Here is a 22,509-nt window from a genome sequence, read left to right as displayed (position 1 = left end):
GTTAAAACTTTAATAAAAGCATTTTTGTATGCTAGAGGAATAACAATAATGGAATACTATACAAATAAGTGGTCAATTGATAAGGCATTAGCATTATTTGAAAAACCACTTTTTGAGCTACTTTATGAGGCACAAACGGTTCATCGTCAGAACTTTGATCCTACAAAAGTACAAGTTAGTACGCTCCTCTCAATTAAGACGGGGAAGTGCTCTGAGGACTGCAAATATTGTGCGCAAAGTGTTCGCTATGATACAGGCTTAGAACCGGAGAAATTATTAGAGGTTGAAAAGGTCATTCAAGAAGCGAAAGCTGCTAAAGATACTGGTGCGAGCCGCTTTTGTATGGGCGCTGCTTGGCGTAATCCTAAAGCGCGTGATATGCCGATGATTAAGATGATGATCGAAGGCGTTAAATCACTTGGTTTAGAAACCTGTATGACGTTAGGCCATTTAAATGGCGAGCAAGCAGCTGAGCTCGCAGAAGCAGGGCTTGATTATTATAACCATAACCTAGATACCTCACCTGAGTTTTATGCAAGTGTGGTAACAACACATAATTATCAGCATCGTTTAGATACGCTTGATTATGTGCGTGAAGCGGGAATTAAAGTCTGCTCTGGCGGAATTATTGGTTTAGGGGAATCTGTACGTGATAGAGCATCGCTCTTAGCGCAGCTTGCAAATATGGGAACGCCACCAGAAAGTGTCCCTATTAATCGTTTGGTGCCGATTCAAGGAACGCCATTTGAAGGTAATAAAATCGTTGATGATTTTGATTTTTTAAGAACGATTGCCGTGGCAAGAATCATGATGCCAAAATCAATGGTGAGATTGTCGGCAGGTCGTGAAACGATGAGTGAAGAGCTGCAAGCGCTTTGCTTTATGTCTGGCGCAAACTCTATTTTTTATGGTGATAAGCTGTTAACAACGCCAAATGCAGATCAAGTGACTGATAAAGAACTATTTGAGAAGCTAGATTTAACTGCCACACACGACCCATATAAACCAGGACATAATCCTCATGTTGCACTAAATGATGATACTTGTGTTGATAAAGCTGAAGCGAAGGTGCAAGTCGGCTAATTGCGGGGTTATTGCAAATCTACAATTGGTTTAAGGCGTTGAGCTCAAAGTGCTAATATCAGTAGCTATTAGCTTTATTTCAGTTGATTGAAGCTTTATAAAAACCTATCAAATTATTTTGGTAGGTTTTTTTTATTGCATTTTTTTATTGCACTAGGCTTTTATAGTTGGCTTTGGTTTAAGAAATACTGTTTTAAAAGTATTAAGGGCACAGAGTGTGTATTAAACCTAGCGTGAGTGCTTTTTAGTATAGTGATTTCCAAATAAAATCAGAGGTCAAAATTGATTAGTTAGTTATCTTCCTAAAATAGGTTGATGAGCAACTAGGTCGAATGCTTGCATCTTTTTTGAAATTACGTGCCAGTAGTTTTAAGTCTTTTTCGGCTCGTATCGGAATTTAATGCGTAATAGCTATAGTATGAAAGGATTACAAAAAAGCGTATGAACATCTGCTCATACGCTTTTAAGATTAATTTATTGTATCATCTCATCATGATAAGTAATGAGGTAGAAGATTATGCAGATTTATCCTCTAATGCATCTTCTGTCGCCGGAACAAATTCTTGTTTCATAAATCCGCGATAAGAGTCATCCATAATCTCAATCCATGGCTTTGGTAAGCATGATGCTAGTGTGCCGGTAATGGTTGAGCTATAGCTTTTATTACGAAAGCCCATAATATCTTCTTGTTTGTCGCCTTGCCATGATTTTAAGATTAAGCCTTGTTCATAGACATTAAAATCTGGGTAGTCGGTTGCTTGTAAGATATCTTGGATATAACTTGCTTGATAATCGATATACTCTTCATCAGTTGAGCATTTTGCAAGTTTCTCCATCCACTTTTTGCTATCTTCGGTCATCTCATTAGGAGATGGGAGTTTGATTTTCCCCATAATGACATCACGAGCATACCATGCTTGTGTATCAAACATGTTAAAGGTGTAGTACTGATCTTGCATACCAACATACATCATCTTTGGATTATCAATTAAGAAGATTCCTTTATAAAGATCAGCAGGGTAGATACTACTTTTCGCTTTAAGGCGAACATTGTCATGCAAGAAGCTAAAGTTAAACTTAAAGCCCGTACAGAACATGATGGTATCAAACTCTTTGGTAGTCCCATCTTTAAAGTGCGCTGTTGTCCCTACAACTTTTGTGACTAACGGGCGCTCGTCAAAGCCTTTTGGCCAATCATGACCGATAGGGCTACTACGGTAGCTAAAGGTGATCGATTTTGCGCCGTACTTAAAGCATTGCGTACCGATATCTTCAGCAGAGTAGCTGCTGCCGATAATTAAGATATCTTGATCCTTAAATTCACGAGCATCTCTAAATTCATGGGAATGAAGGATGCGGCCAGGGAATTCAGATAAACCTTCAACTTCTGGTAAGTTTGGTGTTGAGAAATGACCTGTTGCACACACAACATAATCAAACTCTTCTGTGATGAGCTGATCTGTATTGTGATCCATGACACAAACAGTGAATATATCACGATCTTCGTGGTATTCCACCCATCTTACCGCATGGTTAAAGCGAATATATTGGCGGATGTTATTTTTTTCAACACGGCTGGTGATGTAATCTTTTAATACCGCACGTGGCACATAAGAAGGGATAGGTTCTTTAAAATGCTCATCAAATGTGTAATCACCGAACTCTAATGCTTCTTTAGGGGCATTGATCCATAAGAATCGATACATACTTCCATGAATAGGTTCGCCATTATTGTCTGTGCATGTTTCCCAACTGTAGCGCCACATGCCGCCCCAGTCTTCTTGTTTTTCAAAGCAGACAACTTCTGGTATTTCCTGACCTTTATCACGTAATGTTTGGAAAGCTCTTAATTGTGCAAGACCACTTGGACCTGCGCCTAATATTGCAATTCTAGTTTGATGCTTACTCATAAAATCCTTTCTGGTTGTTATTGAACACCTTTATACCCTAGCTAAAAATAATTCTTCTCTCAATATTGACGGATGTAATCATGTGTGATAAGTGGTTGGTGCTTTTTCTTCAAAAGTCAGGGGATTGATAATCGCGAGAAAACCGTGAAAAGATGCATTAATGCTCCTTTCGTATGGTAGATTTCTCTTTTTTGAGAAATAGCTGAGTAGCTAAGTAAAACAGTACCATTTAACATAATCTTTAAAAAAGCGAATATCGTGTGTAGTGAATTTGTAGTAAAAATTTATTTCAACCGTCATTTTGATTTTGAAACGGTGCTAAAAGCTATTTTGCTCAATTTTTGATCAAAAGTGAAATAAATGCTTTTTAACGATTTTTTCATTGAAAAAAATTTATAAATTTGAATTTTTTATAGACATTTATGGTATTTATTTTAGACAAACATTCGTAATAATCGAAAGAGATAGCGAATAGTCTTAAGTTGCATGCTATGTCAAAAAAGATCAAAACGGGTCTGACGGGGTAGAGAAATTTAAAATTAAGCCATCAAATATGATGATGATCGTACTCACTTTTACTGATAATAAAAAGAGAAGTAGTGCTTTAGAAGCGAAACATATATGGCTATTATCTCGCTATTTTAGGCGGTAAGGCTTAGTTGTAAAGGTGTTGTGGCTTTAAATGAATCTTACTTGGGAATAATTTCTTAAGGTTATTAAAAAGGGCAGAGATAATCTGCCCTTTTCATAATAGAATTTAGAGGTTTTCCGTTAATAGAATATTCCAAGATTGCTCGCGAGCCGAGGAGATCACGGCGCTATTTAAGGCGCCTTTAGCTTGTAGGTAGTATTTGGCAGAATTAGCGGTCATATCGACAATGAGTTGATAGCTTGTTGTATTACTAGTGATCAGCTGCCTAACGGTTAGAGAGATTTTTTTAACAGACTCAGGTAGCGATTCATGCATCCTTGCCATCTCTGTGAGAATCCCTTTAGAAATTTTTTGTTCCACATCCTTAAATGGAAGGCGATCATCAGGTGTATCTTCTAGGGTAAAGTTTAATGTGAGATTATAGCCACGAGAGAGGTTACTAAATTTAAGTTTATAAAACTCAGCTGTCGGCATCACAATTGTTGAGCCATTGTGATCTAGATAGACAGATTCTGGTGTTTGACGCAGGACATTCACAATTCGTTTATCGGGAAGAAGCAGAAAATCCCCTTTTCGACTAGGAAACCAGAGTTCATCAGTATTGGTATGGCGGGAGTATATTTTATCAAGGAGATCAATTATGACTCGTAGCTCTCCATTATCTAGTAAAGGATTTGTGAGATAAACACTGTAGAGATTAATTTTAGAGATCTCCCAAGGAATCTCATTATAAATGACTCTTTCGCCTTCACGGGCTTGCCCTAAATTCAGAAATACTCGTAAGCGGTGAATATAATTGGGAATGGTATTACGCAGGCTAATCACAATAAAGAACAGTAATAGCGCTGCTAAGCCAAAGAGCATAATATTGCCAGAAGTATGCAAGATAACTAAAAATATACAGATGGATAAAATAATATTAACCGCTTGCAAGATCAGTAATGTTAAGCGCCATTTAAAGTTTAGTACACGCATTTTATCTCGCTTTTGATAGCGAGTAAAAAGCATGATGAGCTGACTAAAGATATAGTAAGCACCAATAGAGAAGGTGAAAGCTAACAGTAACGCAACACCTTCATTACGTATAAAGAGCCAAAGATTATCAGTGAATTTTTTGAAAAAGTGACGAGTATCCGTGAGATCTAACAGCTTAAGATCTACAATGTTTTCCTGATGTTCTAGGGATTTAAGGCGATCATTCCATTCATCTTGGATTTTACTTAATAGTTTTTGTGATGCGGGATTTAGCGCTTTAGGATCAATACTTTTTAAGGTTTCAAGCCCTGTTTTAGCCAGCTCTATTTTTCGTGCTAGCTCTTTTTGTTCTTCATGGAGAAGATCGATTTGGCGCGTTTTCTCCGTCGCTCGTTGCATCTCTGCAAAGTAGGGTTGTAAGATTACTAAGATCTCTTGCTGCCAGTTATAATTAGCAAGATTGCTGGCATTAGGGTCTGTTTTTACCTCATTAAAAAGAGAGATATCAATGCCGCCAAGAACTGTCTGTTCAAAAAGAGAAATAAACTCCCGATTTTGAGTACTCAAGGTCTGTAATCGCTGTGTAAGATCCTCTTTTTCTTCTTCTGGAAGGTTTTTTTGAGCAATGGCTTTTTGGAGTTCTGTTCGTCTTTGGCTAATATCGGCAATTTTAAGCTCGATATCATTGAGTTTTTCGATGCGCTCCTCTGAGGTAATCTCTTCTGCAAAAGTGGGGATATGAAGTGATAAAGAGAGGCATAGTGCCAAGATAGCATTCACCATGAGCAAGCGAGTAGTGCGATAATAGGACATACATCCACCTTATGTTGTAATGAGAGAAGATGTTAAAACAGATTATTATTCTATTAATTATGCCGTATTCATTCTATTTTTGCTGATTTTCAGCACATAAAAAAGCTTAAAGACGATTAAATCTTTAAGCTCGTTAGATTCTATTAGCTGCTATCAGTCAAGATCTTGATTGATAGTGATTATTGACCATTTTGGCCACGATGGCGTAATGCATGATCAAGTAAAACAATGGCAAGCATTGCTTCAGCAATAGGGGTTGCGCGAATGCCCACACAAGGATCATGGCGTCCCTTTGTAATCACGGTGGTTTCATCCCCTGATGTATTGACCGTTCTCCCCTCTAAGCGAAGACTTGAGGTTGGTTTGAGGGCAATATGGGTAATAATCGGTTGCCCAGAGGAGATGCCACCTAAAATGCCTCCGGCATGATTGGAGAGAAAACCTTCTTTAGTGATTTCATCTCGAAACTGCGTGCCGAGCGCTTCAATACAGTCAAAACCATCGCCGATCTCTACGCCTTTTACGGCATTGATGCCCATCATCGCATGCGCAATATCAGCATCTAATCGATCAAATACAGGTTCGCCTAGACCAATCGGGGGATTATCAGCAATAACGGTGACTTTTGCCCCAATAGAATCTCCCGATTTTCGAAGCTCATCCATATAGTTTTCAAGTTTTTCAATATCCTTAATGCTTGGCCAGAAGAAAGGATTGCCTTCAGCTTCAATGGCCTCTTTTTGAAATCCAGAGGGCTTAATAGGGCCAAGCTGGGAGAGATAGCCATAAATTTCTGTATTATAAAGCGCTTTTAAAGCCGCTTTAGCAATAGCGCCTGCGGCAACGCGAATCGCTGTTTCACGGGCGCTAGAGCGGCCGCCACCTCGATAATCACGAAATCCATATTTATGATGGTAGGTAAAATCGGCATGTCCTGGTCTAAAGAGATCTTTAATATCGTTATAATCTTTAGAGCGTTGATCTTCGTTTTCAATGATTAACGCAATGGAGGTTCCGGTGGTTTTTCCTTCAAATACCCCAGAGAGAATAGTGACTTTATCCGCTTCACGGCGCTGTGTGGTATGGCGAGATTGCCCAGGTTTGCGGCGATCAAGATCTATCTGTAACATCTCTTCATTAATCTCAATACCGGGAGGGCAGCCATCGACGATTGCAACAAGTGCCTTACCGTGACTTTCTCCTGCTGTGCTGACACAAAATAGTTGACCAATGCTATTCCCTGACATGCGCGAATTCTCCCTTGCATACATGATTTAATGATGTTTTTATTCGTCATGCAGAATAGCACCTTTTTCCCTTTATCGCATCCTCGATTTATAAAGCATTTATTCTCTTTAAAAGTGATTTTTTAATTTCTTCTTAAAAATAAAATCCCGACTAAATAATGGCTTGGGAAGAGGAGATGGCTTAGCAATTGACATTTAAAGTGTAGGGAATATACTTTCATCCCGATAAGAATAGTAATAATTCTCATTATTGTTATTATTCTTATTTATAAAATAATAAGGACATTAAATTAAACATAGGGAAGTGTATGAAGCGTTCATATTTAAATCTTGCAGTGATGGCTGCTTTAGGATTTTCATTTTCAATTGCGATTGCTAATGAGGAGATCGGTAAAGCTGATACTTTTGAGGATGAAGCTATTAGATTATCGCCAGTTCAAATAAGAGGAAAAGCGATAGAGCAGGATTTTGATGAGGGTGTTAATTCTGTGGAAGTGCTCAATCGGCAAGCTCTTAATAAAGCAGCTGCGGCAGATTTAAAAAAATTAACGCGTTATATGCCAGGTGTTAGTGTGGCTAAAGATGCTCAAAAAGGAGTGAGCCAAGGTATCCGAATTCGTGGTATTGATTTTAATAGAATTACGATGAGTATTGATGGGGATCGATTACCAGAAGGACAGGCGTGGGGACATAGCTCGGCTTATAATGCCGGACGAGATTTTGTTGAGTTTGATACTTTAAAGCGAGTGGATATTCTAAAAGAGCCTAATTCTGCTAAAAATGGGGCAGATACCTTAGCGGGCTCGGTTAATTTTAGAACATTTGACCCTGAAGATTTTGTGAACCTTGAAAAAACATATTACTTAGGATTACAACATCACTATACAAGTGCGAATAAAGGTCATCGCAGTACTTTTACAGGTGCCGGAATGAAGGATCAGTTCTCTTGGCTTTTTATCGGAACCGATAAGCGCTATCACGAAACAAAAAATCGTGGGGAAAATGATGAGCTTGGGAATAAACGTACAACCCCAAATCCTCTTGATGCCAAAGGCCATAACCTTTTAGGAAAAGTTGCCTGGACTGCGGAAAATCAACGCTTAGAAATTATGGCAGAAGAGTATAAGAATAAAATTGATGTAGATATGCTGCATATGAAGAGTAATCGAGCGCATATTTATGAAAATACTCTAGATATTAAACGTCAACGCTATGCGGCTGATTATCGCCTTGATCTTAATAATAATTGGATAGATCAGGCCAATATTCGCCTTTATCAAAATAAACTGACAAATCGTGATGGTGTTAGAAGCCGTTTTAGTGTGAGCGATAGTGTTCCAACTTCACATAGTGTGAGTGATTTTAAAGTAGATATTAAAGGGTTAAAGCTCGATTTTGACAAAGCGTTAGTGATTGGCTCAACATCTCATGCTCTCTCTTGGGGTGTTGATTTTAGAGAGACAAAAACATCTCGATTAGAAAAAGCGAACGCAAGCGCTGATAAGCAGCGTAAAGACTTTCCCGATGCAAAAATGCGTGATCTTGGTTTTTACTTACAAGATAATATTACATGGGGCGATGGTTGGCGCTTAAGTGCTGGGGTCAATATTGATCACCATACGATGAAAAGTACCCCTGATGCGGTATTTTTACAAGAGGGGAAAGTTGATACCAATGGGGGGAGGATCGATAGCCGTTATCTAGCTTCGCAGCGATATAGTGATACCAGCATCACGCCTAAATTAAATTTAAGTAAGTCCTTCTGGAATCAAAAAGCAGAAGCATTTATTGGTTATAGTGAAGGAGTTCGTCATCCATCATTTGACAATTTAGGGACATATAATCACGGTGGAACGCATTTAGTCCCTAATCTGGATCTTAAAAAAGAGACTTCTCGTAACTATATGGCAGGACTGCTTTACGATGATGGTTGGTCAAGATGGGGAGTGAATACCTATTTAAGTCAGTATCATAACTTTATTCGTACAGAAGATTTTGCCGATAGCCGTGGGCAGCGTTATACCATGCCGGTCAATGTAAAGCGTATTAATGTTTACGGTGTGGAATTGAGTTTTAAACAGCATCTTACTGAGAATTGGATTTTAAATGGTTCTTTGGCATACGCAAAGAGTAAAAATAGGGCGACAGGAAAGGAGCTTGAAAGTAATCCCTTTGATAAAGATCGTTTAGGAGTTGATCCTTTTACCTATACGCTCGGGCTTGCGTATGAGGCCGAGAATTGGGGTGCATCTTTAGATTGGAAGCATGTTAACGCTAAAACTCGTGAGTATAAGACCGATAATAAATACTTCCATTTTGTTGATTCACCAAAATATAATGTGGTGGATTTAACCACATGGTGGAAAGTGGATCGTAATATTGAGATTAATGCCGGGATCTATAACTTAACAAATGAGAAGTATTGGGATGGTATTGATCTTCAAGATGAGAAAGCGCATGGGATGTGGGCAGATTGGTATAACCATATAGATCGTTGGACACAACCTGGGCGAAACGTTGCGGTGAGTATTAAAATTAATATTTAAGACAGATAAAGAAGATTATTAACATTAGGAAATTTGGGTGTTTTCCAATGTTAATAATCTTTTAGATAAAGATGAAATGCTCTTGGACTTTACTTGTAATATTGAGATATTAAAAATATTGCTCATAGCCATCAAAACTCGACAAGCTTTGATATTTACACTTCTCAGATATCTAATTATCCGTTATTGTAGTGAGAGGAGTTACAGTGTTATCAGTAGTTTACTGATCGTTGTAATGCGCATCATTTTAATGACCGTGGAGAGTATTTATGAAAAAAGTTCTATTTATCGTCGGTTCAATTCGCCAAGAATCTATTAATCGCAAAGTTGCGCTGGCTATTTCTAAATTATTAAGTGCAGACTTTACCCCTATCTTTGCTGAGATTAAAAATTTGCCACTCTACAATCAAGATTTTGATGGGAAAGAACCTTCAGAAGTTATAGCTTTTAAAGAGCAGATAAAAGCGTGTGATGCCGTGATTATTGTTACCCCTGAATATAATCGCTCTGTGCCGGGTGTTTTAAAAAATGCGCTCGATATTGGTTCAAGACCTGGTGGGCAAAGTGTTTGGGACGGTAAGCCTGTGGGGATTTTAGGCGCAAGTGAAGGGGCGATTGGAACAGCTTTAGCACAGCAGCATTTACGGCTCATCGTAAGCTTTTTAAATATGCCGGCAATGTCTCAGCCAGAAGCTTATGTGCGTTATCATCATGCGCTTTTATCGGAAGATGGTAAGATCCTTGAAGCGGGCACTAAAGCGCATCTTGAAAAATGGGTAGCAGCATTTGAAGCATGGGTTAAGAAATTTGTGATTTAAAGATCACCATCTAAGACAGTGGGAATATTATTTGTGAGTGTAATAAGAAAAATTCAAGCAAGATTTCGATCATTATTCATGGCGGGATTATTATTAGTGATGGCGATAATCATGCCAACTTATGCAGAGAAAACGCCGATATCTAATCCTGACGCTTCTTTTCTTTGGAAGATCAGTTATGAGGGAAAAGATGTCGGAGCACTTTTAGGAACTGTGCATATTGGTACTAAAGAGAGTGCGATATCAGATCAAGCGGCTTTGCTGATTGATCAAAGTACGCATCTTGTGACAGAGATACAAATTGTATTCCCATCGATTCAAGATGAGCAGAGAATCTATTCTCAAGCGATTTTTTCGGCATTTAAACCAGAAACGAGAACGATAGAGGAGCGCTTTACACCACAATATGCAGAAGGTGTTCGTGATGCTCTTCGTAAACAGCGTATTGTCTTATTAGCGCAGCAAGATCAGTTATCAAATGAATTTATTTTAATGATGATGATGCTCGATATTGGTAAAGAATATCACGCTGATTTTGGCATGGAAAAGCTCCTAAGAACCTACATTTCAGGTAAAACGATTGAAAATGTCGGATTAGAAGAGATCGGAGAGTCTTTAGAGTATTATGTAGAAGCTTCAAAGCCACTGTCTAAAATAATGATTGAGGCATGGCTTGATAATCAAGCATTACTGCAAGGACTTAATAAAGATCTTATTCAGAGTTATGAAAAAAATGATATTGAAGAGTTCACGCAAGTGATGAATCAAATGGAAGGAATCTCTCTCCATGCTGATGAAAATGAGGCAGATATTGCACATTATTATGATGTTTTGCTCTTTAATCGTAATAAAGCATGGCTCAAAACCCTTTCCCCGCTTTTAAAAGAGAATGCGAAAACAGAGAATTTCCATTTTATTGCGGTAGGTGCTTTTCATCTTTTAAGTGATGAAGGGATGGTCGAACTTTTAAGAGAGGAAGGTTTTGAGTTAACGCCGCTTTTTGATAAGAGAGAGCTAGATTAATGATGATAATGGACTATCGTTTATTAAAACCAGAGGAGAGCCGTGATTATAGAGCACTTCGGTTAGAATCTTTGAAGCGATATCCTTCATTTTTTCATGATAAGTATGAAGATCTAGTAAATATTCCTGAGTTAAAAACAGAGCAAGATATTATTCAGCAATGCTTTGAGCGGTTTGTGATGGGGGCATTTTGGCAAGATCGTTTAGTGGGGATCTGCTTTTTTGTCAAAGATGAGCAAGGCACCGGTAATATTTATCAGATGTATGTTCAAAGACAATTGCAGGGAAAGTCGATTGGAGAAGGATTAATTCAAGCAACAATACAAGAAGCTTTTCGGCGTTTTCCGGGAATTAATATGACATTGGTCGTTGCCATTGACAATAAGAGCGCGATTGCCCTTTATAAAAAGATTGGGTTTGAAAAAATCGAGAATGATGTGAGTGAAAATACTATTGTCATGAGATATATCTCGTAATCTAGTAATTATTTAAATCTCTCATCCCAAAAGCTGGAAAATAATCTCTAGTAATGAGGTTATTGCTATATTGTTCTCTCTTTAAGGATGCGAATAGTGAGAAAAGAGAGATAGAGAAGAAAAAAGCGGCTATAAAGCGCCGCTTTTTTGTAGTTTTGGTTTTTAAGGCATCGTTAGATTGCAAATAAAACCTTTTTCTCATCTTTTAAAAGCTCATAGACCTTATCAATATGGCCTTGCTCTGTCACATAAACATCAATTGTTAAAGAGAGATACTTACCGGTTTTGCTCAAGTTTCTCTTAATACGGTCGTGATCGAGCTTAGGATCTACTTCCGTCATTAATGTAATAATTGTCTCTTCAAAATCATCGGTATTAGCGCCAGTGACTTTAAAAGAAAAGTGTGTTGGGAATTCAACAAGTGCTTCCCCTGTTTCTGGATTAATCATGATATTTTTCTCCAAGTTGTTTTACCATCTTTATCTTCAAGGGCAATGCCAAGAGCGGTGAGTTCATCACGAATACGATCAGATTCTGCCCACTCTTTATTGGCGCGTGCTTCATTTCTAGCAAGAATCATGGCATCAATATCAATTCCAAGATCATTGCTATCCCCTTGAAGGAATGCTTCCGGCGCTTGCTGAAGTAAGCCAAGAACACCTCCTAACTCTTTAAGGAGCGTGTAGTAGATTGCCTCTCCCGTTTTATTATACGCCGTTGCTGCTTCATATAATATGGAGATGGCAAGGGGAGAATTAAAGTCATCATCCATCGCTGCGTAGAATTTATCCATTAATGGGTGCGACTCTGGAAGTGTAGGAATCGTTTCCGGCGCTTGGCTAAGCGCTGTATAGAGTCTACGAAGCCCGTTGCCTGCTTGGGTAATGGTTTCATCAGAATAGTTAATATGGCTGCGATAATGGGCATTTAAGATAAAGAAGCGAAGCACTTCTGCGGGATAGATCTCTAAAATTTCACGAATAGTGAAGAAATTTCCAAGAGATTTACTCATTTTCTCATTATCAATATTGATAAAGCCATTATGCATCCAGTAATTTGCCATTGGGTGATCATGACAACCTTCTGATTGCGCAATCTCACATTCATGGTGCGGGAATTTTAAATCCATACCGCCGCCGTGAATATCAAAATGAGTGCCAAGTTCTTCAGCGCTCATTACAGAACATTCAATATGCCAACCTGGGCGACCTTTTCCAAAAGGTGAATCCCAATAAGGTTCTCCCTCTTTGGCATGTTTCCAAAGCACGAAATCTAATGGATCTTCTTTAAATTGATCTACTGCGACTCGCTCGCCTGAGCGAAGTTCATCTATAGATTGATTAGAGAGCTTGCCATACTCTTTAAATTCACGCACTCGGTAATATACATCACCATTTTCAGCAGGATAAGCTAGGCCTTTTTCAATCAGCTTCCCAATCATCTCTAACATGCCGGCAATATGCTCGGTTGCACGAGGCTCTTGGTCAGGCTTTAAGATATTAAGCGCCTCACAATCTTCATTCATCTTATCGATAAATTCAGCAGTAAGTTCTTGAATGGTAATGCCGCGTTCATTTGCTCTTGCAATAATTTTGTCATCAATATCGGTGATATTACGCACAAATTTCATGTTAAATCCACGATGGCGGAAGTAACGATTGATCATATCAAATGCAACTAAAGAGCGAGCGTGACCGATATGACAGTAATCATAAACCGTCATTCCACAAACATACATATTAATATGATGGGGATTGATAGGAACAAAGGGTTCTTTTTTTCTAGTTAGGCTATTGTATACCTGAATCATCTCTATTCTCGACTCTCTAGCTATTAACGGATAAGTGAATGGGCTATTTTAACGTATCTCTAAGGACAATGATAGAAGCATAGTTTATTCGATCAAAAGCTCGATTGATGTAAATCGTTATCGCAAAGATCATGCCTCGAAAGAGTTATGCTATAATTCTCATTCTCATTTGATGTAGCTCAAGAAAACATCAATATTCGAATGATTACCCAATAAGAGTATTTACTGAATCTCATGACCTTTTTTACGCCTAAAAAACTTCCTAAAGCCCCCTTGTTAGTGGTCATTATTACCTTAATGGGTGCATTTGCGCCGATGTCGATAGATCTTTATTTACCGGCATTTTTACAAATTCAAGAAGGTCTAGCTACAACAGATTCTGAAGTGAAAAAGACTTTAACACTCTTTTTAGTAGGATTATGTATTGGCATGATGTTTTACGGCCCGCTTTCAGACAAGTATGGGCGCCGTAATATTATCTTAATTGGGGCAACTATTTATTCACTCACAAGTATAGCAAGTACCTTTATTGCAAATATCGAAGGGCTACAAGCACTACGCTTAATTCAAGCGATTGGCGCTGGGGCTTGTATGGTTGTGGGTAGGGCGGTGATTCGTGATGTATTTAAAGGTAAGCAAGTTGCTGTCATGATGTCTGTGGTGCAAGTAATTATGATGATAGCGCCTCTTCTAGCGCCGCTTGTGGGCGTGATGCTGCTTTATGTATTTGATAGCTGGCGAGCGCTCTTTTGGGCATTGACCTTCTTTGGCTCTATGGCATTTTTCTTAACTTTTTTCTTCTTGCCAGAAACTTATAAGAAGGAGGAGAGACCGAAGATCACCATTGGGGATACTTTTTATAACTACTTCTTAATTCTAAAAGACCGCCGTTCTTTAGGGGCGATGCTCGGGTGCGCGCTTCCATCTGGTATTACTTTTGCGTATGTCACAGGTTCCTCTTATCTTTATCAGGCTAAATATGGTTTAACAGAGTTTGAATTTAGTATTCTCTTTGGTTTAAATATCGTGGGCGTGATTGTCAGTGCGCTGCTTAATATTGTTTGTCTGCGCCGTTTTAATGTTTTAACACTGATTATTTTTGGCTTATGTTGGATGAGTATCTCCGGCATTGTAATGCTCTTAATCGGTGGGCAATCCCTAATTGGCTTTTTCCTTTCGACATTTCTTTTAATGTGTGTGTCTGGTTTTATCGGTAACAATATCGTCTCGCAAATTATTGAGCTCAATTACGATAGAGCAGGGGCCGCTATGGCATTAAACTCTTCAACGCAATTTTTTGTCGGGGCTATTGCGAGTCTCCTTGTGACGCATCATCAAGAATTATTAGTACCAGTAATGGGGATTTCAGGAATTTTAGCTGTGATTGCTTATGCCGGTCTTTATCAGCCGTGGCGAGAAGTGAGAGCTTCTATAGAAAAATAGTCGTAATAAGATCACGACTTTTAGATAAAAGAGATTTAGATAAAAGAGATGATAATAATCTCCCTTATTAAACCTTTGAACTCCCACTAGGTTTAAAAGTAATGATTTTAAGATGCATTTTTAATGATCATTGAATCCTAGGATACAAGCGAGGAAGATATTTGCGATCTACCGTAACGGAGCCTAGCTGTTTATCTAATAAGCCATGCGAGTTTAATAAAATAGTATTTAGATCGAATGTAAATACTATTTAATACAATGAAATACTGCTATTAATTACGGGCTTATAATTATCCGCTTTTGATAATGAATTATATTATTATGGGTTTTTATTGAGGTAAAGATCGGTGATAATATCTTTTCGGATGCTTTTTTATAATGAACCTTCTCTGTTACATTGGTATTTATTCAAGTAGGTTATAATTTTATGCCCTTTTATATTCTTGATTTAATTATTGCATTTTGCTGCGTTATTCATGTCTTTAAAACAGGGCAAGATCGGTATTGGATCTATATCGTCATTATTTTGCCGGTAGCTGGTTTTTTAGCATATCTATTAATGGTTGTACTGCCGGGGCTATTAAATAGTCGTCAAGGTTATAAAGTGACTAATAAGATTAAGAAGATATTAAACCCTCAAGCGGAGTTGAAAGAGGCGCTTAAAGCTAATGAGACGGCAGAGACTTACGCTAATCAAAAGCGGTTAGGGGATGCTTATTTGGGAGTGAAAGAGTATCAGCAAGCATTGATGGTCTATTTAAGAATTTTAAAAGGGCTTTACGCTACCGATCCAGAGTTACTATTACAAATCGCAAAGTGCTATTATCACCTTGGAAATGCCGATGAATGCTTAAATACATTAACGCAGTTAAAAATGCATAATCCTGATTTTCATACGGCAATAGGGCGCTTATATTATGCCAAAGCGTTAGCTTTAAAAGGGGATAAAGTTGCCTCTAAGCATGAGTATCAAGCGATTATCAAGTATTATCCTGGCTTTGATGCTAGGGTTAGTTATGCAGAAGATCTGCTTGCTTGGGGGGATTTAGAAGAGGCTAAAGCGTTATTGCAAACGTTAAGCCGAGAAGTGAAAAGATCAGAGCGCCATGTTCGTGAATTAAATGAAGAGAGCGTGAAACGTATGAAGCAGCTCCTTGCCGAAAATCAGTGGTAGTAGCTAGAGATCTGGTTGAATATGTGAATTTATAAAGCATTGAAGAAAGTATTGAAGAAAGCCTCGAAGAAAGTGGTTTAAGAAAGATGATAATTCTTATTGTGTAAGAGAGTGAGCCGTTTACAAGCAGTCGTTTCACTTTCTCCATGGCAATAGATTTTTAAAGTGATTTTACTTTCTCAAAAGCCTATAAAAAACGCTCAAAATCTAAAAGATCTAGAGCGTTTTTTTATGAAGCCTGGATTAATGCTTTTGAAAGATTAATCTTCTTTTCAAATAGTGCTTATTTAGAGATATGCGCTACTAAATCAAGTACTTTGTTTGAGTAACCGATTTCGTTGTCATACCAAGATACAACTTTTACGAAGTTATCAGTTAACGCAATACCTGCTTTAGCATCAAATACTGATGTGCATACTTCGCCTAAGAAGTCTGTTGAAACAACTTGGTCTTCTGTATAGCCTAAAACACCTTTAAGTTCGCCTTCTGCCATCTCTTTCATTTTTGCACAGATTTCTGCATAAGTTGCTGGCTTTTTAAGGTTCACCGTTAAGTCAACAACAGAGACGTTTGGTGTAGGAACGCGGAATGACATTCCAGTTAATTTACCGTTTAACTCAGGGATAACAACACCAACAGCTTTTGCTGCACCTGTTGATGAAGGAATGATGTTTTGCGCAGCGCCGCGTCCGCCTCTCCAATCTTTTGCTGAAGGACCGTCAACAGTTTTTTGTGTTGCTGTTGTTGCGTGAACTGTTGTCATTAAGCCTGACTCAATGCCCCAGGTATCATTTAATACTTTAGCAATGGGTGCTAAGCAGTTTGTGGTGCATGATGCGTTTGACACGATATCTTCACCTTTGTAGGTGTTTTCGTTAACGCCGATTACAAACATCGGTGTTTTATCTTTTGAAGGACCTGTCATTACAACTTTTTTAGCACCAGCTGTGATGTGTTTACGTGCAGTTTCATCCGTTAAGAAGAGGCCTGTACCTTCTACCACAACATCAACATTGATCTCATCCCATTTAAGGTTTGCAGGATCTCTTTCAGCAGTAACACGGATGGTTTTACCATTTACAACTAAATGACCATCTTTAACTTCAACAGTGCCGTTAAAACGACCATGAGTTGAATCATATTTGAGCATGTAAGCCATGTAATCAACATCGATCAAATCGTTGATTCCTACAACTTCAATGTCATTACGCTCACAAGCTGCACGGAAAACAAAGCGACCGATACGGCCAAAACCATTGATACCTACACGAATTGCCATTTTGACATCTCCTTTTCGAGAGTAGAACTTGAGAATGAAAACTCTTAAAAGTTAAATTAAAAAATATCCCTTTGAGTGTAACGCAACTGTAAAATAAAGCGTTGCTTCAACTCAAAGATTGAATAAATAGTGATATTAAAAATTATGCTTGATAATTTTTGATGAAATCTAAAAGTAATGGAACAGGGCGAGCGGTTGAACCTTTCTCTTTACCTGAAGTCCATGCTGTACCTGCTACATCTAAATGTACCCAAGGGTATTCTTCTACAAAGCGCTCAAGGAAGCATGCTGCCGTGATTGAACCTGCGCCTCTGCCACCTGTGCTGATATTTCCCATATCTGCAAAGTTTGAATCAAGCATTGGCTGATAGATCTCATTCCAGATAGGAAACTCCCAAACATGATCTCGAGTGCTATCTGCTGATGCTTTAATTTTTGCAGTAAGCGCCTCATTGTTACCGAAAAGACCTGATACTTCATGACCAAGAGCGATGATGATTGCGCCTGTTAACGTTGCGATATCCACGATTGCTTTAGGTTTGTGTTGTGTTGCGTAGGTTAACGCATCACAAAGGATTAAGCGGCCTTCGGCATCGGTGTTGAGGATTTCAATCGTTTGCCCCGACATTGAAGTGACAACATCACCAGGCTTTACAGCTGTGCCAGATGGCATATTTTCTGTTGCCGGAATAAAGCCCATCACATTTGTTTTGATGTTAAGCTCAGCAAGTGCACGGAATGTTCCAAGAACAGAAGCAGCACCGCCCATATCGTATTTCATCTCATCCATCGCAGCGCCTGGCTTAAGAGAAATACCGCCTGTATCAAATGTTACACCTTTACCAACGAGCGCAATCGGTGCTTCATCTTTGTTGTCTGCGTGTTTATATTCAAGCACGATAAAGCGTGGTTCTTCAACCGAGCCTTGCGCAACTGATAAGAATGAGCCCATTTTAAGCGCTTCAATTTGTGCTTTATCAAGCACGGTTGCTTTCACATTTGGGAACTCTTTAGCAAGCGCTAAAGCTGCTTCACCAAGATCTGTTGGCGTCATCATGTTCGCCGGCATATTGGCAAGATCTTTAGTAAGACTCATACCATTAACAAGCGCTTGCCCGTAAGCAACGGCGTTTTTCACAGTTTGATCAGCATTTGCATCTAAAACAGTAATGCTTTGAAGGTCAAGTGCTTTTACGGCTTCTTTTTTAGGTGCGGCAAATTGATAGAGTGCATCGCCCGCAGCTTGAATAAGCGTTGCGATAGAGGTCTCTTTAATTTTGCACTGTTGAAGAAGGGAGAAGGTTAATGTTTTTACTGGCGTTGCTTTTGCCCATCTTGTCACCGCGAGAACCGCTTTGCGTAGACCATCGAGGGAGAATTTCTCTTTCTTACCAAGACCGACGATTACAAGGCGTTTTGCTTGAATCCCATCAAGATCAATAAGTGATAAGATTTCACCCGCTTTACCGCTAATATCTCCGCTTTCAAGTAGCTTTGTAAGCTTGCCATTTAAAGCTTTATCAAGGCTTTTTGCATCATCACTTAACTGCTCTTCAAATGCGCCGATAACAAGGCAATCTGTTGCGTGTTGGTCAAGAGCATCTTGCGATACTTGGAACATCATTTTGTTAATATTCATCATTTATTCCTTTTTACGATATCTTGAATTAAAAATTCTGTGATTTTGTAACGTTGGTAATAATCGGTTGAATGGTTTTGATGAGTTTATCAAGTATTCAATACTTTGGATTATTATCACTTTGGTGAAACAAGAAGAGATCAACATGGGTTGATCTCTTTATTAAAGTCTATTGTTCGAGAGCTAAGCGCCCACGAAGTGAAAATGCTTGCGCATCGGTAATGAGTACATCGCAGAAGTGACCAATTAGCTCTTGTGGTGCTTCAAAGTTCACAACGCGGTTATTTTCCGTTCTTCCCGATAACTCTTTAGGGTTATTGCGAGAAGGGCGATCTACTAAAATTCGTTGAATAGTGCCTACCATTCCTTGAGAAATCGCATTAGCTTGCTCCGTGAGTTTTGCTTGTAAACGGGCAAGACGTTCCTTTTTCTCTTCCATAGAGACATCGTCAGGAAGATTTGCCGCCGGCGTGCCTGGGCGTGCTGAGTAGATAAAGCTAAATGAGTGATCGTAGTGAATATCTTCTACAAGTTTCATGGTTGCTTCAAAGTCTGCTGCCGTTTCACCAGGGAAACCGACGATTAAATCTGTGGAGATCGAAATATCAGGGCGAATAGCACGAAGCTTTTTAATTTTTGCTTTGTACTCTAAAACAGTATGATTGCGTTTCATCATCATTAAGATGTGATCTGAACCTGATTGCACAGGAAGATGCAGATGCGATACAAGTTTAGGAACTCGCGCATAAGCATCGATTAAGCGATCTGAGAAGGCGATAGGGTGCGATGTGGTATAGCGAATACGCTCAATGCCGGCAATTTCTGCCACATATTCAATTAAGAGCGCAAGATCACCAATTTTCCCATCCGGCATTTCCCCTTGGTAATCATTTACGTTTTGCCCAAGAAGCGTTACTTCACGAACGCCTTGATCAGCAAGCGCTGCAATCTCACCAATCACATCAATAAAGGGACGGGAGATCTCTTCACCACGAGTGTAAGGAACGATGCAGAAAGAGCAGTATTTATTACAGCCTTCCATAATCGAAACAAAGGCAGTAACGCCCTCAGCGCGTGGTTTTGGTAAGTGGTCAAATTTTTCAATCTCCGGGAAAGAGACATCCACTTGTGTGCCATTACCTTGCCAAACATCATTGAGCATTTTCGGTAAGCGGTGAAGTGTTTGTGGTCCGAAGATAATATCAACAAATGGCGCACGTTTTTTAATGGCTTCGCCTTCTTGTGAGGCAACGCAGCCACCTACAGCGATAACAATATGCGGATTTTCTTCCTTCAATTTACGCCAGCGCCCCAATTCTGAGAACACTTTTTCTTGCGCTTTTTCGCGGATAGAGCAGGTATTTAAGATAAACACATCTGCAGAATCAAGTTCTTGCGTTTGATTAAGGTTACAGAATGCTTTTAAGGAATCTGCCATCTTCTTTGAGTCGTACTCATTCATTTGGCAGCCTTGGGTTTGAATATAAAAGTTTTTATATTGTGCAGTAGACATAATGGGTTGTGAATCTCGTAGGTTAAATGTCGATAATTTCAATTCCTCATTTTAGCTTATTTTGCGAGGAAGTTCAGGTTACTTTCTTCTCGTTTTTAAATTTAAAGAGGAGATGTTCTCTTATATGAGGTCTATTAAGATGGATTTCAATCAGATAGCCATAAAATACTGGGGGTTTTATAGAATATTGGGTTTAAGCAACATGGTTTTAAAAGTAAAACTAATGTTGCGTTTGAATCAAATCAACTTGTAGGACTAGATAGGGAAACTCTATGCATCTATCCAGATAAAGCTTGCTAATCTTCCAGACTTATTGCCATCTCGGCGATAAGAATAAAAACGATCAGGATCGCTGTAGGTACAAAAATCTCCGCCATAAATTTGGGAGAGGGGAATACCTAAATTTTGTAAGCGTAATTTTGCTAATCCATAGATATCGGCATAATATTTGCCGGTATTTTTAGTGGGGATAAAGAGATTTTCTGGATTTCTATCGGCTGCAGGTAGATTTTGTAATAGTGTATTGCGATAGCTAAAGGCTGATTTCACCTCTAAGCCAATCTCAAAAGCCTTTTGTGAAATAGCAGGTCCCAACCAAACAAAAAGATCTTGAGGATCTTGTTTGAGGGCTGCAACACTATTTTCAATCACATCCATCAGTAAAGAGCGCCAACCGGCATGAATGCCCGTTACAATATTTTCTTGACGATTAGTGATCAAAACCGGTAAGCAATCAGCGGTAAGAATCACCGATGGCGTATTGATTTTATCAGTATAAGAAGCATCTGCGCCTGCATGATTCCACTTTGGCAAAATGGGGACGCAAAGATTGGAATGGATCTGCGTTAAGAAAAAATCATTGGGAGGGATATTAAAGGTTTTGTAGAGAAGATCACGATTTGCCATGACAGATCGAGGATCATCATTAGTGCTTAAACCAAAGTTCAAGCCGGCAAAGTCCCCTTGGCTTGAACCGCCTTTACGAGTGGTCGTAAAGGCTTTAATCCGTGATGAAAGTGGCCAGTTAGGAGCAATAAGCTCAAGCCCTGAAGCGTCATCTTTAATTATTTTGCTCATACTCAATGCTCTCTTCGCGAATTGCATCAATTAAGGTTGCCATGTCATTGGGGTAGGCTTGTTCAAAATAGAGCTCTTCGCCGGTACGAGGATGGGTAATACCTATTGCAAAAGCATGAAGGGCTTGGCGTTTAAAGCCGCGAAGAACATTTTCTGCATGTTGCCCAAATTTCTTAGGAAGCTTAAGGCGCGCGCCATAATCACTATCCCCCACAATCGGGTAATTGATATGTTGCATATGCACACGAATTTGATGTGTACGGCCAGTTTCTAAGCGTGCTTCGATGAGCGTATGGGCTCTAAAGCGATCTTGAACGCGAATATGGGTAATCGCTTCTTTGCCATCATTATTTCCTTCTTCATCCGTTTCTGTCACCCACATATGTTTACGGCGATATGGGTTTCTGCCAATAGGAGCATCAATGGTTCTACCGGCAATAAGCTCCCCAATGACAAGCGCATGATAGATTCTTGTTGGTGTTCGCTCTTTAAATTGTTCAATGAGCGCTTCTTCTGTTTCGGCATTTTTAGCAATGACAAGTAAACCTGAGGTCTCTTTATCAAGACGGTGAACAATCCCTGCTCGCTCTAAATCCGCAAGTGCAGGGCAGTGATGAAGAAGGGCATTTGCAAGCGTGCTTTGATTATTGCCCGCACCAGGATGGACGACCATGCCGGCAGGTTTATTAATAATCATTAAATCTTCATCTTCAAAGAGGATATCAAGTGCGATTCTTTCTGCTTGAATAGGTGCTTCTTCAACGGTTTCTTCAATGGTTAGGGTGATAACATCATCCGTTGTTACGCTATCTCTTGGGCGAGGCACTTCACTATTTAGAAGTACGTCACCACTTTTAATGAGTTTTTGTGCTTGGCTTCGAGAGAGGTTTGGATGTAGGATTGGGAGAATGGCATCAATACGTTGGCCATTTAAATGATCGGGTACGGTAATTGTAAAAGTTTCTGAATGTTTCATAATTTATCTGTATAATCTCGAAGAATTAATTCAATTTGTTGGACTCTATAGTAAT

Annotated in this window: 17 protein-coding genes; 7 read left to right on the top strand and 10 right to left on the bottom strand. The window is 39.1% G+C overall.

Features of this window, described 5'->3' with window-relative positions:
* Positions 1 to 48 precede the first annotated feature (48 nt).
* On the top strand, positions 49 to 1,083 hold the full coding sequence (gene bioB / locus MMG00_RS06205) for a biotin synthase BioB (RefSeq protein WP_242152936.1): 1,035 nt from the start codon (positions 49 to 51) through the stop codon (positions 1,081 to 1,083).
* 515 nt (positions 1,084 to 1,598) lie between these two features.
* Here bioB and MMG00_RS06200 read toward each other — a convergent pair.
* From MMG00_RS06200 to aroC, 3 genes are all read right to left on the bottom strand, one after another.
* On the bottom strand, positions 1,599 to 2,993 hold the full coding sequence (locus MMG00_RS06200; protein WP_242152933.1) for a trimethylamine monooxygenase: 1,395 nt from the start codon (positions 2,991 to 2,993) through the stop codon (positions 1,599 to 1,601).
* A 757-nt stretch (positions 2,994 to 3,750) separates the two neighbouring features.
* Positions 3,751 to 5,433 carry a hypothetical protein gene (locus MMG00_RS06195; protein WP_242152930.1) on the bottom strand — a complete coding sequence of 561 codons (1,683 nt, stop codon included), beginning with the start codon at positions 5,431 to 5,433 and terminating at the stop codon, positions 3,751 to 3,753.
* Between the two features lie 179 nt (positions 5,434 to 5,612).
* On the bottom strand, positions 5,613 to 6,680 hold the full coding sequence (aroC, locus tag MMG00_RS06190; RefSeq protein WP_242152927.1) for a chorismate synthase: 1,068 nt from the start codon (positions 6,678 to 6,680) through the stop codon (positions 5,613 to 5,615).
* A gap of 308 nt (positions 6,681 to 6,988) precedes the next feature.
* Between aroC and MMG00_RS06185 the strand changes: the two genes are divergently transcribed.
* The 4 genes from MMG00_RS06185 to MMG00_RS06170 all read left to right on the top strand — a co-directional run bounded on the left by MMG00_RS06185 (position 6,989) and on the right by MMG00_RS06170 (position 11,543).
* Positions 6,989 to 9,226, top strand: a complete 2,238-nt coding sequence (locus tag MMG00_RS06185) for a TonB-dependent hemoglobin/transferrin/lactoferrin family receptor (RefSeq protein ID WP_242152924.1) — start codon at positions 6,989 to 6,991, stop codon at positions 9,224 to 9,226.
* A 269-nt stretch (positions 9,227 to 9,495) separates the two neighbouring features.
* Entirely contained in the window at positions 9,496 to 10,044 is a 549-nt protein-coding gene (locus MMG00_RS06180) for an NADPH-dependent FMN reductase (protein ID WP_242152921.1), read from the top strand.
* Positions 10,045 to 10,077: 33 nt separating this feature from the next.
* Positions 10,078 to 11,067 carry a TraB/GumN family protein gene (locus MMG00_RS06175; protein WP_242152918.1) on the top strand — a complete coding sequence of 330 codons (990 nt, stop codon included), beginning with the start codon at positions 10,078 to 10,080 and terminating at the stop codon, positions 11,065 to 11,067.
* Positions 11,067 to 11,543 (top strand): GNAT family N-acetyltransferase, encoded by a 477-nt coding sequence (locus MMG00_RS06170; RefSeq protein ID WP_242152916.1) that lies wholly within the window; start codon positions 11,067 to 11,069, stop codon positions 11,541 to 11,543. The genes MMG00_RS06175 and MMG00_RS06170 overlap by 1 nt, the downstream gene beginning before the upstream one ends.
* A 173-nt stretch (positions 11,544 to 11,716) precedes the next feature.
* Here MMG00_RS06170 and MMG00_RS06165 read toward each other — a convergent pair whose 3' ends face one another.
* Positions 11,717 to 11,992: an HP0495 family protein gene (locus MMG00_RS06165; RefSeq protein WP_242152913.1), complete on the bottom strand. Its 276-nt coding sequence runs from the start codon at positions 11,990 to 11,992 to the stop codon at positions 11,717 to 11,719.
* Positions 11,989 to 13,353, bottom strand: coding sequence for a cysteine--tRNA ligase (cysS, locus tag MMG00_RS06160; protein ID WP_242152910.1), 1,365 nt, complete (start codon positions 13,351 to 13,353; stop codon positions 11,989 to 11,991). The genes MMG00_RS06165 and cysS overlap by 4 nt, the downstream gene beginning before the upstream one ends.
* 234 nt (positions 13,354 to 13,587) lie before the next feature.
* Here cysS and MMG00_RS06155 point away from each other — a divergent pair, with 234 nt between their 5' ends.
* Both MMG00_RS06155 and MMG00_RS06150 read left to right on the top strand, forming a co-directional pair.
* Complete coding sequence (locus MMG00_RS06155; RefSeq protein WP_242152907.1) at positions 13,588 to 14,796, top strand: multidrug effflux MFS transporter; 1,209 nt, start codon at positions 13,588 to 13,590, stop codon at positions 14,794 to 14,796.
* Between the two features lie 427 nt (positions 14,797 to 15,223).
* The gene (locus tag MMG00_RS06150; RefSeq protein WP_242152903.1) at positions 15,224 to 15,970 is read left to right on the top strand and encodes a tetratricopeptide repeat protein; all 747 of its coding nucleotides are present in this window, start codon (positions 15,224 to 15,226) and stop codon (positions 15,968 to 15,970) included.
* Between the two features lie 283 nt (positions 15,971 to 16,253).
* Here MMG00_RS06150 and gap read toward each other — a convergent pair whose 3' ends face one another.
* The 5 genes from gap to MMG00_RS06125 form a co-directional block, all read right to left on the bottom strand.
* Positions 16,254 to 17,249 carry a type I glyceraldehyde-3-phosphate dehydrogenase gene (gene gap, locus MMG00_RS06145; RefSeq protein WP_242152900.1) on the bottom strand — a complete coding sequence of 332 codons (996 nt, stop codon included), beginning with the start codon at positions 17,247 to 17,249 and terminating at the stop codon, positions 16,254 to 16,256.
* Positions 17,250 to 17,391: 142 nt separating this feature from the next.
* On the bottom strand, positions 17,392 to 18,891 hold the full coding sequence (locus MMG00_RS06140; RefSeq protein ID WP_242152897.1) for a leucyl aminopeptidase: 1,500 nt from the start codon (positions 18,889 to 18,891) through the stop codon (positions 17,392 to 17,394).
* A gap of 166 nt (positions 18,892 to 19,057) precedes the next feature.
* Positions 19,058 to 20,401 carry a tRNA (N6-isopentenyl adenosine(37)-C2)-methylthiotransferase MiaB gene (gene miaB, locus MMG00_RS06135; RefSeq protein ID WP_242153338.1) on the bottom strand — a complete coding sequence of 448 codons (1,344 nt, stop codon included), beginning with the start codon at positions 20,399 to 20,401 and terminating at the stop codon, positions 19,058 to 19,060.
* Positions 20,402 to 20,671: 270 nt separating this feature from the next.
* Complete coding sequence (gene pgeF, locus MMG00_RS06130) at positions 20,672 to 21,478, bottom strand: peptidoglycan editing factor PgeF (protein WP_242152894.1); 807 nt, start codon at positions 21,476 to 21,478, stop codon at positions 20,672 to 20,674.
* Positions 21,462 to 22,454, bottom strand: coding sequence for an RluA family pseudouridine synthase (locus MMG00_RS06125; RefSeq protein WP_242152891.1), 993 nt, complete (start codon positions 22,452 to 22,454; stop codon positions 21,462 to 21,464). The genes pgeF and MMG00_RS06125 overlap by 17 nt, the downstream gene beginning before the upstream one ends.
* Between the last annotated feature and the right edge of the window lie 55 nt (positions 22,455 to 22,509).

The organism is Ignatzschineria rhizosphaerae (genome assembly GCF_022655595.1).
GTDB lineage: Bacteria > Pseudomonadota > Gammaproteobacteria > Cardiobacteriales > Wohlfahrtiimonadaceae > Ignatzschineria > Ignatzschineria rhizosphaerae.
This window is presented reverse-complemented; position numbering and strand designations above follow the sequence as displayed.

Coding starts and splice junctions, on each gene's coding strand:
- bioB (WP_242152936.1), top strand. CDS start 49: ATGGAATACTATACAAATAAGTGGTCAATTGATAAGGCATTAGCATTA.
- MMG00_RS06200 (WP_242152933.1), bottom strand. CDS start 2,993: ATGAGTAAGCATCAAACTAGAATTGCAATATTAGGCGCAGGTCCAAGT.
- MMG00_RS06195 (WP_242152930.1), bottom strand. CDS start 5,433: ATGTCCTATTATCGCACTACTCGCTTGCTCATGGTGAATGCTATCTTG.
- aroC (WP_242152927.1), bottom strand. CDS start 6,680: ATGTCAGGGAATAGCATTGGTCAACTATTTTGTGTCAGCACAGCAGGA.
- MMG00_RS06185 (WP_242152924.1), top strand. CDS start 6,989: ATGAAGCGTTCATATTTAAATCTTGCAGTGATGGCTGCTTTAGGATTT.
- MMG00_RS06180 (WP_242152921.1), top strand. CDS start 9,496: ATGAAAAAAGTTCTATTTATCGTCGGTTCAATTCGCCAAGAATCTATT.
- MMG00_RS06170 (WP_242152916.1), top strand. CDS start 11,067: ATGATGATAATGGACTATCGTTTATTAAAACCAGAGGAGAGCCGTGAT.
- MMG00_RS06165 (WP_242152913.1), bottom strand. CDS start 11,992: ATGATTAATCCAGAAACAGGGGAAGCACTTGTTGAATTCCCAACACAC.
- cysS (WP_242152910.1), bottom strand. CDS start 13,353: ATGATTCAGGTATACAATAGCCTAACTAGAAAAAAAGAACCCTTTGTT.
- MMG00_RS06155 (WP_242152907.1), top strand. CDS start 13,588: ATGACCTTTTTTACGCCTAAAAAACTTCCTAAAGCCCCCTTGTTAGTG.
- MMG00_RS06150 (WP_242152903.1), top strand. CDS start 15,224: ATGCCCTTTTATATTCTTGATTTAATTATTGCATTTTGCTGCGTTATT.
- gap (WP_242152900.1), bottom strand. CDS start 17,249: ATGGCAATTCGTGTAGGTATCAATGGTTTTGGCCGTATCGGTCGCTTT.
- MMG00_RS06140 (WP_242152897.1), bottom strand. CDS start 18,891: ATGATGAATATTAACAAAATGATGTTCCAAGTATCGCAAGATGCTCTT.
- miaB (WP_242153338.1), bottom strand. CDS start 20,401: ATGTCTACTGCACAATATAAAAACTTTTATATTCAAACCCAAGGCTGC.
- pgeF (WP_242152894.1), bottom strand. CDS start 21,478: ATGAGCAAAATAATTAAAGATGACGCTTCAGGGCTTGAGCTTATTGCT.
- MMG00_RS06125 (WP_242152891.1), bottom strand. CDS start 22,454: ATGAAACATTCAGAAACTTTTACAATTACCGTACCCGATCATTTAAAT.